Source organism: Micromonospora sp. WMMD987, assembly GCF_029581435.1.
GTDB lineage: Bacteria > Actinomycetota > Actinomycetes > Mycobacteriales > Micromonosporaceae > Micromonospora > Micromonospora rifamycinica.
Window position 1 is genome coordinate 1895147 of record NZ_CP120861.1, and the last position, 12953, is coordinate 1908099.

The 12953-nt window shown below is 73.6% G+C and carries 11 protein-coding genes; 5 read left to right on the plus strand and 6 right to left on the minus strand.

Features of this window, described 5'->3' with window-relative positions; genetic code table 11:
- Window positions 1-6: 6 nt before the first annotated feature.
- The 6 genes from O7612_RS08360 to O7612_RS08385 all read right to left on the minus strand — a co-directional run bounded on the left by O7612_RS08360 (window position 7) and on the right by O7612_RS08385 (window position 7516).
- On the minus strand, window positions 7-1188 hold the full coding sequence (locus tag O7612_RS08360; RefSeq protein WP_282271961.1) for an aminotransferase class V-fold PLP-dependent enzyme: 1182 nt from the start codon (window positions 1186-1188) through the stop codon (window positions 7-9).
- Window positions 1189-1504: 316 nt separating this feature from the next.
- A complete protein-coding gene (locus tag O7612_RS08365) occupies window positions 1505-2773 on the minus strand; it encodes a tyrosine recombinase XerC (RefSeq protein ID WP_282271963.1) in 1269 nt (422 codons plus the stop codon).
- Between the two features lie 205 nt (window positions 2774-2978).
- Window positions 2979-4325: a serine hydrolase domain-containing protein gene (locus tag O7612_RS08370; protein ID WP_282271965.1), complete on the minus strand. Its 1347-nt coding sequence runs from the start codon at window positions 4323-4325 to the stop codon at window positions 2979-2981.
- A gap of 35 nt (window positions 4326-4360) precedes the next feature.
- On the minus strand, window positions 4361-5563 hold the full coding sequence (locus tag O7612_RS08375) for a DNA-protecting protein DprA (protein ID WP_282271967.1): 1203 nt from the start codon (window positions 5561-5563) through the stop codon (window positions 4361-4363).
- The gene (locus tag O7612_RS08380; RefSeq protein WP_282271969.1) at window positions 5560-7080 is read right to left on the minus strand and encodes a YifB family Mg chelatase-like AAA ATPase; all 1521 of its coding nucleotides are present in this window, start codon (window positions 7078-7080) and stop codon (window positions 5560-5562) included. Before O7612_RS08380 ends, O7612_RS08375 begins: the two co-directional genes overlap by 4 nt.
- Window positions 7081-7156: 76 nt before the next feature.
- Window positions 7157-7516, minus strand: a complete 360-nt coding sequence (locus O7612_RS08385; protein ID WP_282271971.1) for a YraN family protein — start codon at window positions 7514-7516, stop codon at window positions 7157-7159.
- 232 nt (window positions 7517-7748) lie between these two features.
- Here O7612_RS08385 and O7612_RS08390 point away from each other — a divergent pair, with 232 nt between their 5' ends.
- The 5 genes from O7612_RS08390 to frr all read left to right on the plus strand — a co-directional run bounded on the left by O7612_RS08390 (window position 7749) and on the right by frr (window position 12798).
- Window positions 7749-8972 (plus strand): hypothetical protein, encoded by a 1224-nt coding sequence (locus tag O7612_RS08390; RefSeq protein WP_282271973.1) that lies wholly within the window; start codon window positions 7749-7751, stop codon window positions 8970-8972.
- Between the two features lie 407 nt (window positions 8973-9379).
- Window positions 9380-10261, plus strand: coding sequence for a 30S ribosomal protein S2 (gene rpsB, locus O7612_RS08395; RefSeq protein WP_282271975.1), 882 nt, complete (start codon window positions 9380-9382; stop codon window positions 10259-10261).
- A gap of 130 nt (window positions 10262-10391) precedes the next feature.
- Window positions 10392-11219, plus strand: a complete 828-nt coding sequence (gene tsf, locus O7612_RS08400; protein ID WP_282271977.1) for a translation elongation factor Ts — start codon at window positions 10392-10394, stop codon at window positions 11217-11219.
- A gap of 167 nt (window positions 11220-11386) precedes the next feature.
- On the plus strand, window positions 11387-12154 hold the full coding sequence (gene pyrH / locus O7612_RS08405; protein ID WP_282271979.1) for a UMP kinase: 768 nt from the start codon (window positions 11387-11389) through the stop codon (window positions 12152-12154).
- An 86-nt stretch (window positions 12155-12240) separates the two neighbouring features.
- The gene (gene frr / locus O7612_RS08410; protein ID WP_282271981.1) at window positions 12241-12798 is read left to right on the plus strand and encodes a ribosome recycling factor; all 558 of its coding nucleotides are present in this window, start codon (window positions 12241-12243) and stop codon (window positions 12796-12798) included.
- Window positions 12799-12953: the final 155 nt, after the last annotated feature.

Consider the following 12953-nt stretch of genomic DNA (forward strand, 5'->3'; position numbering starts at 1 on the left):
CCCCGGTCAGCTTCCCCCCAGCAGCGCCGGCAGCCGGGCAGCCAACCGGTCGTACTCGTCGGCGGTGTTGTAGACCTGGCCGCAGAGCCGTAGCCACCCCTGGTGGTGCCAGGCCATCACCGACACCTCGGCGGCGAGCCGATCGGCGATCCGGGCACGCAGGGCACCCGCCTCCTCGAGGGTGCCGGCGATGCCCGGTGGTAGCGGCACGATCCGCATGGCCACCCCCGGCCCGCCCGGGTCGGGCAGGTCGGCCGGCGGCACCCCGAGTGCCTCCCCGACCACCCGCTGCCCGTACGCCGCGAGCGCGGCGTTGTGCGCGCGGACCCGCTCCACGCCGAGGCTACGGAGCGTGTAGAGGCCGGCCGGGGCGCTCAGCCAGCCGGTGTAGTCGAGGGTGGCCTGCCACTCGACGTTGCCCGGGAAACCACCGGCCTGCTGCCAGGACACCACCAACGGCTCGATCCGTTCCCGCCACGGCGGTGCGACCACCAGGACGGCGGTGCCGCGCGGGGCGAACCCCCACTTGTGCAGATTGCCCACCCAGAAGTCGGCCCCGATCGCGTCCACCTGGACCGGCAGCATCCCGGGCACGTGCGCGGCGTCCACCAGGACGGGGATACCGTGCTCGTGGGCCACGGCCACCAGCGCGGCGACCGGCAGCACCCGGGCGGTGGCCGAAGTGAGCTGGTCGATCAGGAGCAGCCGGGTACGCCCCGGGCGGAGCCCGGCCCGGACGATCTCCACGATCTCGGCGTCGCCGGCCGACCGGGGTAGGTGCAGGGAACGGGTGGTCGCGCCGGTCCGCCGGCATTCCCGGGCCACCGAGAAGTTCACTGCGCCGTACCCGTGGTCGGTGCCGAGCACCTCGTCGTCGGGGCGCAGACCGAGCGACTGGAGGGCCACCGCCACCCCCGTGGTGGTGTTCCCGACCAGGGCGGTGCCCTCCGGGTCGGCACCGAGGAAGGCGGCCAGGTGCCGTCGGGTGTGGGCGAGCCGGTCGATCAGCGCCTGGCCGAAGAAGCGCTGCGGGTTGGCCTCCATCTCGTCGCGCAGCCGTTGCTGGGTCCGCTGCACCCCGAGCGGCACCGCGCCGAAAGCCCCGTGGTTGAGATAGCTGACCGAGGGGTCGAGGGTGAAGAGCAGTCGTGCCCCGGGAATCGGCTCGGGTGGCGGCGGGACGCTCATCCGGTGATGGTAGCCCCCGGATGATCGTCGACCGACCGGTCGCCCATCGACGGCTGTGCCCTACCGGCGGTGCTGGCCTGTTCGGTGGCGACGGTGCGGTGGCGGCTGTGCTGTGGTGCTGGCTGTGCTGTGCTGTGGTGCTCGCTGTGCTGTGGTGCTGACTGTGCTGTGGTGCTGACTGTGGTGCGGTGGCGGCTGGGCGGCGGTGGCCCGTCGGGACCTGGGCCTGTCGGTGGCGGTGGCGGTGGCGCGACGGCCCGGCGACGGCGACGGCCGGTCGGCGCGGTGACCGGTGGATCCGACCCGACCTGGCGCGTCAGGCGCGGGGATGAGCCTGACGGTAGGCGGCGCGCAGCCGCTCCATCGACACGTGGGTGTAGATCTGGGTGCTCGCCAGGGACGCGTGCCCCAGCAGTTCCTGCACCACCCGCAGGTCCGCACCGCCGTCGAGCAGATGGGTGGCCGCCGAGTGACGCAGCCCGTGCGGGCTGGTCGGGGGCAGGCCGGCGGTCCGGGCGTAACCGGCGACGATCCGCCGGGCCATCGTCGGATGCAGCCGTCCACCCCGGGCACCGAGGAACAGCGCCCGGTCGGAGGCCGACCCGGCCAACTCGGGCCGACCCACCGCCAGCCACCGGTCGATGGCCCGCTGGGCCGGCAGCCCGTACGGGACCGTCCGCTCCCGGTTGCCCTTACCGAGGACCCGGATCACCCGGCGTTCGTGGTCGACGTCCGGGACGTCGAGTCCGCAGACCTCGCTGATCCGCGCGCCGGTCGCGTAGAGGATCTCGAGCAACGCCCGGTCCCGCAACAGGACCGCCCCGGTCACCGCGCCCGCCTGCGGCGGGGTCGCCGTCGCCGTTCCGGGTGGCACCGGCCCGGCCGCCGCCTCCTCCTCCGGCCCGGCCGCCGCTTCCTCCGGCCCGGTCGCCGCCTCCTCCTCCGGCCCGGCCGCCGCCGCTTCCTCCGGCCCGGCCGCCGCTTCCTCCGGCCCGGCCGCCGCTTCCTCCGGCCCGGTCGCCGCTTCCTCCGGCCCGGTCGTCGTGGCCGTCGCCGGTGGGGCTGTCGTGGTCGTTCCCGGTGGCACCGCTGGGGACGTCGTGGTCGTCGCCGATCGTGGCACGGGGAGTCCGGCACCGACCGGTGCGGGAGTTCCGCCGCCAGGTGCCTCGACGAGGGCGGCGGCCTGATCGGCGCGGAGCACCGCCGGCAGCTCCCGACGCGTCTTCGGGGTGGCCAGCGGGGCGGCCACGTCGGTGGCCAGCAGACCGGACCGGTGTGCCCATCCACTGAAGGTCCGCGCCGCTGCGGCCCGCCGCGCCGACGAGCTGTGCGCCGCGCCGGTCGTCCGTTGCTTCGCCAGCCAGCTACGCAGTACGCCCAGCTCCAGGTCGGCGGGCTCCGCGCAGCCCATCCGGACGGCGTGGTCGAGCAGCGAGACCAGGTCGGCGACGTACGCCCGGACGGTGTGCGTGGACCGGTTGCGTACCTGGGCGAGGTGGGTGGCGAACTCGTCCACCGCGTCCCGCATGGCCGGCGGCAGCGCCTGGTGGGTGGCCCGGGTGCCCGTACCGCGTCGACTCATCGTCCCGCCCCCGGCACGACCGACCGGTGGCGGCATCCCCGGCGGGTCGGCGGTAGCCGAAGGGGGGTAGAGCGGTCGTCCGGGGCCACCGGCCCAGTTTACGGACGCCGACGGGCAGGCTGCTGTCTGCCGCGTCGGCGGTGCCGTCACGTGCCGGCCGCAGCGCCGGCAGGGGAATCCGGTCGCCACCTGCCGTCGGGGAGGGTCAGGCGAAGGTGTCGGCGACGGCCACCCGGACCGGGTCCGGGTCGGCCCAGCTCCAGTTCGGATGGGCGCGGTTGGTGAGCAGGACCAGCACCCGGCGTCGGTCGGGTTGGACCAGGAACGAGGTGCCGGTGAAGCCGGTGTGCCCGAACGTGGTGGGCCGGGAGTGCCTGCCCATGAACCAGGGCTGGTGGAGGACCACTCCGAGGCCGTGGTCGGAGGTGCGGCGCGGTCGGTCCGGGTCGACCGCGGGCAGGCCGGTGTTGGCGTTGCGCAGCATCCGGGCGACGGTGCTCTCGGCGAGGATCCGCTTGCCGCCGTAGCTGCCGCCGTCGAGCAGCAGTTGCCCGATCACCGCCACCTCGTCGGCGGGGGCGAAGATCCCGGCATGGCCGGCGACGCCGCCCAGGTGGTTGGCGACGTCGTCGTGCACCACACCCCGCAGTAGACCCCGGGACGAGCGGGCGTCGGTGGCGACCAGGCGGTTGGCCCGGTCGGCCGTACCGAGCCAGGTGTTGGGGTTGAACCCGGTGTAGCGCAGCCCCAGCGGGGTGGTCAGGTGGGTCTTCAGCGCCCGGTCGAGGCTGAGCCCGGTGACCTTCTCGACGATCTTCCCAGCCACCATCAGGCCTACGCTGGAGTAGCGGAACACGGTTCCCGGGGTGGCGCCGCTGACCAGCGGCGTGGTCAGCACCGCGCGCCAGCGTTCGGCCATCGTCGTGTAACCGGTGACCTTGGCCCCGACCGGCAGGCCGCTGGTGTGGGCCAACAGCATGGCCACGGTGACGGCGGACTTGCCGGCCCCGGTGAACTCGGGAAGGTAGCGCACCACCGGTGCGTCCAGGTCGATCCGGCCGGCGTCGACCTGTTGCAGGGTGAGGATGGCGGTGTAGACCTTGGTGAGCGAGGCCAGGTCGAAGATCGAGTCGGGGCGCATGGCGACCCGCTTCGCCGCAGGCAACAGGACCGGCCCGGCACCGTAGCGCAGCGCCTCACCGACCGCCAGGTGGTCGGTCGGCTCACCGTCGGTCGTCGCCAGCACCACCGCCCCGGCGTACGTCGGGTGCTTCGGGTTCTCGGCGGTCGGCTGGAGGTAGCGCTGGAGCGCCACGGTGAGGGTGCGTGGCTTCGCGGCGGCGGTGGGGGCGGTGCCCCGGGCCGCCGTCCCCGGCCGACCCGCCGCGGCGGCGCCCTGGCCACCGGACGCACCGTCACCCGACACACCGTCACCCGCCGCGGCCGTGGCCCAGGAGCCGGCCGATCCTGCGGGCGGGTTCTCGGCGCAGCCGGTCAACCCGAGGGCGGTAGCGAACCCGAGACCGAGGAGGGAACGCCGGGGAATCGACACGGCAGTGATCATCGCATCCGGACCCGCCCCGGACGTCATCGGCTCACCCGGGCAGAGGCGCGACCGTCGGGTGGTTGCGGGCGGCTGAGGGCGTAACCGTCGTCGCGGCGGATCACCAGGCCCAGCTCCTCGAGCAGGGCGAGTTTGCGCAACGCCGTCCGGACCGGCACACCGGCCCGAGCGGCCAGCGCGTCCGCGCTGATCGTGCCGCGTCGGGGCATCGACTCGCGTAACAGGGCCGCGTCGTCGTCGAGGACGTCCGTCGGGCGGTCCTCACCCCGGGCGGGCGGCGCCAGATCGGACCCGATCCGACCCACCTCCTCGAGGACGTGCGCGAGCCCGGTGACCAGTCGGGCCTCCCGGTAGTCCCGCAGCAACTCGTGCGCGCCGACGGACAGCGCCGAGGTGACCGGACCGGGCACCACCATCGCCGGTCGGCGCAGGGCCACCGCCCGGTGCATGGTCTGGGCCGCACCGCTGCGCGCCGCCGCCTCCACCAGCACGCTGCCCCGGGTGCCGGCGGCGATCACCCGGTTACGGATCAGGAAGCGGGGACGCAGCGGCTCGGCCCCCGGCAACCATTCGCTGACCAGCAACCCCGTCTCGGCGATCCGGTCGAAGAGGGCGGAGTTGCCCATCGGGTAGGGACGGTCCACACCACAGGCCAGCACCGCCACCGTCACCCCACCGGCGTTCAACGCGCCCCGGTGGGCGGCGGCGTCGATGCCGAACGCGCCACCGGAGACCACCGTCCATTCCCGGTCGGCCAGGCCGTACCCGAGTTCGGTGGCGACATGCACGCCGTACCCGGTGGCGGCCCGTGCGCCGACCACCGCGACCGAACGGTCCAGCACCTCGGCCAGCGGCCACCCGCCACGGACCCAGAGGCAGAGCGGTGGGGCGGTCTCCCGGTCGACCTTCCGGCTCGCCCCGGGCAACACCAGACGGGCCAGGTCGCCCAGCGGGGCGGGCCACTCGTCGTCGGCCGGGGAGACGATCCGCGCGCCGAGCCGGTCGGTGAGCGCCACCGCCTCGGCGGCCACCGTCCGGGGGTCTCCCGCGGGCAACCGGGCCGCCACCGCCGCCCGCAGCGTCTCGTCCGGGGCGCCGCCGTCGAGCAGCAGGTGCAGTGTGGCGACCGGCCCCAGCCGGTCCACCAGTCGATGTACCGAGCGGGTACCCGGCTCGGTGAGCCAGGTCAGCGCCACCCGGGCGTGCAGGTCCTCGGTGCCGGTCACGCTTCCTCCCCCGTCCTGAGTCCGGTGGCCTCCCGGACGTCCTCCCGGTCGGGCCTGGCCCGACCGTCGAGATCGGCGATCGTCCAGGCGAGCCGAATGATCCGATCGAAGCCCCGGGCCGACAGCGAACCCCGGTCGAGCCGTCCCCGCAGTTCGGCGGTGGCCTGGGCGGCGAGCCGCCACGGTGGCCGACGGAGCAGCGGGCCGGACACCTCCGCGTTGAGCCGGTACCCGACCGGTGTCCACCGCTCGGCCGCCGCCCGACGGGCCACCGCCACCCGGGCGGCGACCGTCGCCGACGGCTCGCCGTCCGGATCGGTGCCCAGCAACTCGGCCGCCCGCACCGGCAGCACCCTGATCTGCACGTCGATCCGGTCGAGCAGCGGACCGGAGAGCCGGCCGAGATAGCGCCGCCGGGCCAGCGGACTGCACTCGCAGAGCGTGTCGCCGCCGGGCCGGGCACAGGGGCAGGGGTTGGCGGCCAGGACCAGTTGCACCCGGGCGGGGTAGCGGGTGCCGCCCCTGGCTCGGGCGAGGTGGACGTACCCACTCTCCAGCGGCTGCCGCAGCGCCTCCAGGGCGCCCTTGCTGAACTCGGCGGCCTCGTCGAGAAAGAGCACCCCCCGATGGGCCAGCGACAACGCGCCCGGTCGGGCCAGCCCCGAGCCGCCACCGACCAGCGCCGGCACGGTGGCCGAGTGGTGCGGGGCCTGGAACGGCGGCCGGCGCAACAGCCGACCGTCCGGCGGCAGCGTGCCGGCGATCGAGTGCAGCGCGGTGACCTCCAGCGCGTCCTCGTCGTCGAGTTCCGGCAGGATCGACGGCAATCGCTCGGCGAGCATGGTCTTTCCGGTCCCGGGCGGCCCCAGCAGGGAGAGGTGGTGCCCGCCGGCCGCCGCCACCTCCAACGCCCGGCGGCCCAGCGCCTGCCCGGCGACGTCGGCGAGATCCGGCCCGGACAACGCCTCGGCGGGCGGGACCGGCGGCGGCTCCAGCAGGGGAGTCCCGTCCCGGACGAAGGCGACGAGCCGGTGCAGGGTGTCCACGGCGCGAACCCGCACCCCCGGGACCACCGCCGCCTCCGCGGCGTTCCCCGCCGGCACCACCACCCGGACCAGGCCGGCGCGGGCAGCGGCGGCCACCATCGGCAGCACCCCCCGGACCGGCCGGACCGTGCCGTCGAGACCCAGTTCGCCCAGCACCACCACCCCCTCCATCGGCAGCAGCGGCAACTCACCGGCGGCCCCGAGCAGGGCGACCGCGATGGCCAGGTCGAACGCCGAACCGTGCTTGGGGAGCGTGGCGGGCAGCAGGTTGAGAGTGATCCGGCGGTTGGGCCAGCGCTGGCCGGAGTTGACCACGGCGGCCCGGACCCGGTCCCGCGCCTCGTGCAGCGCGGTGTCGGGCAGGCCCGAGATGATCACCGCCGGCAATCCGGGGGAGAGGTCCGCCTCGACCTCGACCAGGTGGCCGGTGACCCCGACCAGGCCCACCGCGAGCACCTTGGCGTAGCTCACCGCGAGGCCCTCTCGGGGAGGCCCCGGACCGTCCGGGCACCGGTCGCCGGATCGCCCGGCGGGAGAACGACGGTCATCAGAAGGCTCCCTTGACGTGCTCGACCCGGGCCGGTCCGGCCTGCGGCAACCGGACCGACAGGACGTCGAAGCGCAGCTCGTCGGCGGTGGTCCCGGTCTCGGCCAACCACCGGGCGGCGAGCCCGCGCAACCGCCGGGCCTTGGCCGGGACGATCGCCTCGGCGGGACTGCCGTAGGCGTCACCCCGGCGGGTCTTCACCTCGCAGAAGGCGAGCACCGGACCGTCCCAGGCGATGACGTCGATCTCTCCCTCCCGGCAGCGCCAGTTGCGGGCCACCGGGCGCAGCCCGGCCCCGATCAGGTGCTGCACGGCGCACCGTTCGCCGTACGCGCCAACCGCCTGGTTCCGCTTCGTCATGCCCGCCAGGTTGCCGGCGGGCCGGGGTCGGTGCGACACCGGCCGGCGCGGCTGTGGATGACGTGACGCCCTGTGGACGACCGGACGATCACGGCCCAGACGTGCTATAGGAGCCGGTAAAACCCCTGGTCCCGGGGTGGTGAACACCTGTGCGGGATCCGTCCGATCGGTTCTGTCTGCCGGGCCGACCTGCGAATGGCGCCCGGCGGATCGGTCGCATACGGTGCCGGACGTGGACGCACGACGGAGCTACCCCGAAGATCAGGAGTCACGCTGGTACCCGGCCGGCGGGGAACGCGGATACGACGACTCGGACTGGCGGACGGCGAGCGGCGTACGCCGACGGGACGACGGGCTGCGCACTCCTGACCAGCGCGCCGGCGAGGAGGGCCGGTACGCCGACACGAACCGCTTCGACTCGGGGCGCTTCGACACAGCCGACCCGTTGGGTGACGGTGGCGGTGACAGCACCGGATACCGGCCGACCCGGTCCCGCCGGGAGGACCCGGAGGTCTCCGGCGAACTGCCCACCGACCGGGTGGGCCGTCGCGCCGCCCGGGAGGCCGCCAACAGCGGCGTCGGCCCCCTGGGCGACGGCGGTGCGGGGGCCACCGGCCGGGGTGTCGGTGACAGCGGGGTGGGTCCGCTCGGCGGTGCGGGGGCCACCGGCCGGGGTCTCGGTGACAGCGGGGTGGGCCTGCTCGGCGGTGCCGTAGGTCGCGGTGTCGGTGACACCGGCACGGGCCGGTTGGCCGACACCGGCACCGGGCGGGGTGTGGGTGACACCGGCACCGGACGGGGTGTGGGTGACACCGGCACGGGCCGGCTGAGCAGCACCGGCACCGGTCGCCTGGCCGGGGGTGGCAGCGGCACCGGTCGTATCGCCGGGGGTGACAGCGGGACCGGTCGGTTCACCGCCGACTCCGGCGTCCTGGGCGTCAGCGGTGTCGGCCCGTTGACCGGGGGTGCTTCCGATCCCGCCGTCCCGGCCCGGCCGGCGGCGTTGGGCGGCTACCCGATCATCGAGCCCCACCGGCCGGCGGAGCCCTCCCCGTTAGAGGTGCCGACCGGCCCGATGGCCCCGGTCACGCCCCGGCGGGACGGAGCGACCGGCACCGACGGGGCGTACCGGGTGGGTGGACCGGCCTCCGACGGCGTCTACCGGACCCGACGGCCGGTGCTGGCGGTGCTGCTGGGACTGCTGGTCCTGGTCTTCGAGGTCCCGGCGTTGCGGGTGCTGCTGCACGGCCTCACCGGCGATCCGGTCCCGGTGTCGCACGTCGTCGTGGGGATCTTGCTGGTGGTCGGGCTGCCGATCTTCGCCGGTGGCCTGTACGGGCTGCGGGCCGGCGGTCTGGCGATGGCCGACGGCGACCGGGGCTGGCTGCGCCCGCCGACCGCCTACCTGACCGTGGGGCTGGTGCTCTTCCTCGCCGCCGCCCTCGCGGCCCGCTGACCCGCCATCCGGGTCGACCGCGGCCCGCTGACCCGCCATCCGGGTCGACCGCGGCCCGCTGACCCGCCATCCGGGTCGACCGCGGCGCGCTGACCCTACACCCGCATCGACCGCGGACCGCTGACCCGGCCCCGACCGGGCGGGAGTGCCCGCCTCGACCGGGCGGGGCGGGACAGGCAGGACCCGGGCGCGTACCCGGAGGTGGGGTGGAGGGGCGGAGGCGTACACTGGTCACTTGGCGACCGCCTCGTGCGGTCGACCTCGCGTGCCCTCTCCACGTTTCGTCGTGGGGCGACGGCCTCCCTGGTCCCGATCTCCTTCGGGCCCACCATGGCCGGCGACCAGGCGCCAGGACGCCCGGCCACCGGCCGGGCGTGACAACCAGGGATCTTGAGGAGTACCCCACCATGGCCGTCGTGACCATGCGTCAGCTGCTGGAGAGCGGTGTCCACTTCGGGCACCAGACCCGGCGCTGGAACCCGAAGATGAAGCGCTTCATCATGACCGAGCGCAACGGCATCTACATCATCGACCTGCGCCAGACCCTCGACTACATCGAGAAGGCGTACGACTTCGTGCGCAACACGGTGGCCGAGGGCGGCAGCATCCTGTTCGTCGGCACCAAGAAGCAGGCTCAGGAGGCCATCTCCGAGCAGGCCACCCGGGTGGGTCAGCCGTACGTCAACCACCGTTGGCTCGGTGGCATGCTGACCAACTTCCAGACGGTGTACAAGCGGCTCCAGCGGATGAAGGAGCTGGAGGCGCTGGGTGACCTGACCGGCACCGCCGCCGGCTACACCAAGAAGGAGACCCTTCAGCTGTTCCGCGAGAAGACCAAGCTCACCAAGACCCTCGGTGGTCTGCGGGACATGCAGAAGCTCCCGGCCGCGGTCTGGATCGTCGACACCAAGAAGGAGCACATCGCCGTCGACGAGGCCCGCAAGCTGGGCATCCCGGTGATCGCGGTGCTGGACACCAACTGCGACCCCGACGAGGTCGACTTCCCGATCCCGGGCAACGACGACGCGATCCGCTCCGCCGAGCTGCTGACCAAGGTCGTGGCCGCCGCCGTGGCCGACGGTCTGATCGCCCGTTCCGGTCGGCGTCGTGGTGGCGACGAGAAGCCGGAGGGCCAGGTCGGCAGCGACGAGCCGCTGACCGAGTGGGAGCGCGAGCTGCTCGAGCCGAAGAAGGCCGAGGAGCCGGCTGCCGCCGAGACGCCGGCGGCCGCCGCCGAGCAGCCGGCCGCCACCACCACCGAGCAGCCGGCCACCGCCGCCGCCGAGTGACCGCGCCGCCGCGTCCCGCCGCCGGTTCGGGCGGCGGGGTGCGGCGGTCACTGCCGGCGAGCTCCGGCCCCGGGCCGGGTGTCCGGCACCTCAGACCACCCACCGCAGTCTCAACACCGAAGAGAGAGTCATGTCCAACTTCACCGCCGCGGACGTCAAGAAGCTCCGCGACCTCACCGGCGCCGGCATGATGGACTGCAAGAAGGCGCTCACCGAGGCCGAGGGCGACTTCGACAAGGCCGTCGAGATCCTGCGCGTCAAGGGCGCCAAGGACGTCGGCAAGCGGGCCGGCCGGACCGCCGCCAACGGCCTCGTCGCGCACTCCGGCAAGGCGCTGCTGGAACTCAACTGTGAGACCGACTTCGTGGCCAAGAACGACGCGTTCATCGCGCTGGCCCAGCAGCTCGTCGAGCACGGCGAGCGCAGCGGCGTCGGCACCGCCGAGGAGCTGCTCGCCACCGAGCTGGACGGCAAGACCGTCGCCGACGTGGTCCAGGAGCAGTCCGCCAAGATCGGCGAGAAGCTGGTGCTCAACCGGTTCGCCAAGCTCGACGGCACCGTCGCGGTCTACCTGCACCGCAAGAGCCAGGATCTGCCGCCGGCCGTCGGCGTGCTGGTGGAGTACACCGGCAAGTCCGACGAGGCCGCCGACGCCGACGCGCGGGGCACCGCCATGCAGATCGCCGCGATGCGGCCGAAGTACGTCACCCGCGACGAGGTGCCGGCCGAGGTCGTCGAGTCCGAGCGGCGGATCGCCGAGCAGACCGCCCGCGAGGAGAACAAGCCCGAGGCGGCGCTGCCGAAGATCGTCGAGGGTCGGGTGAACGCCTTCTTCAAGGACTACGTCCTGATCGAGCAGGCGTCGGTCTCCGACAACAAGAAGACCGTCAAGCAGGTGCTGGCCGAGGCCGGCATCGAGGTGACCCGCTTCCTGCGGTTCGAGGTCGGCCAGGCCTGAGCCGCCACCGTCCGGCGCGTGGCACGCGCCGGACGGCACGCAACGTCGACGAGGAGGCCGCCGGTGTACGCGACAGGCACCGCGGCCTCCTCGTCACATAGGGTCGGCAACGGGCAGGTACGCGGTGACGCGGCGCGGTCGACGTGCACGCGGGAGGGGCGGGGCGGATGACGCAGGTTGTGAACGACCGGAGCCTGGAGGCGGACGACCCGACGGCACCGCCGCCCGGCCGGGCCCGTCGGGTGGTGCTGAAGCTCTCCGGCGAGGTCTTCGGCGGTGGGGCGATCGGTGTCGACCCGGACGTCGTACAGGCCATCGCCCGGCAGATCGCCACCGTGGTACGTCGCGGTGTGCAGGTCTCCGTGGTGGTCGGCGGCGGCAACTTCTTCCGCGGCGCGGAGTTGCAGAAGCGCGGCATGGACCGGGCCCGCGCCGACTACATGGGCATGCTGGGCACCGTGATGAACTGCCTGGCGTTGCAGGACTTCCTGGAGAAGGAAGGCATCGAGACGCGGGTGCAGAGCGCGATCACGATGGCCCAGGTCGCCGAGCCGTACATTCCGCTGCGGGCGATCCGGCACCTGGAGAAGGGGCGCGTGGTGATCTTCGGGGCGGGTGCCGGGATGCCGTACTTCTCCACCGACACGGTGGCCGCCCAGCGGGCCCTGGAGATCCGCGCCGACGTGGTGCTGATGAGCAAGAACGGCGTGGACGGCGTCTACTCCGCCGATCCGCGGATCGACCCGGCCGCCAGCAAGTTCGACTCGATCACCTTCTCCGAGGTGCTGCGACGCAACCTGCGGGTGGCCGACGCGGCGGCGTTCAGCCTGTGCATGGAGAACGGGTTGCCGATGCTGGTCTTCGGCGCGCAGGGCGAGGACACGATCATCCGGGCCGTCGGCGGCGACAAGATCGGTACGCTGATCACCGCCTGACCGATTCCGCCGGCCACCACTGCGGTCCTCCGTACCAGAGCAGCAGCTTCAGCCACGACGAGCAACAGAAGGAGGCGAGGAGACCGGTGATCGACGACACCCTCCTCGAGGCCGAGGAAAAGATGGAGCGTGCGGTCGAGCACGCCAAGGAGGAGTTCGGCGCCATCCGTACCGGCCGCGCCAACGCCACCATGTTCTCCAAGGTCATCATCGACTACTACGGCACGCCCACCCCGCTGCCCCAGATGGCTTCCATCGGGGTTCCCGAGCCGCGCATGGTCATCATCAAGCCGTACGACAACTCGCAGATCAACGCCATGGAGCGGGCGATCCGCGACTCCGACCTCGGGGTGAACCCGAACAACGAGGGCAACCAGCTCCGCATCCTGCTCCCGCAGATGACCGAGGAGCGCCGCCGAGAGATGATCAAGGTGGCCCGGAACAAGGGCGAAGAGGCCAAGGTGGCGGTGCGCAACGTCCGCCGCAAGGGCAAGGAAGAGCTGGACCGGCTGGTCAAGGACGGCGAGGTCGGTGAGGACGACGGCCGTCGCGCCGAGAAGGAACTCGACGACCTGACCCAGCGTTACGTCGCCACCGTGGACGAGTTGCTCAAGCACAAGGAGTCGGAGCTGCTCGAGGTCTGACCCGGCTGTCACGGCACCGGCGTGCCGCCGTCCCCGGGCGGCGCGACGCCGTTGCCGTCGCCGGCCGACCGGGCGCCCGGACGGCACCACGGCCGACGGGCCGGGGCATCCGGCGCGGCCGGCAGGCCGACGTGCGCCGTTCCCGGAGGGCCGGT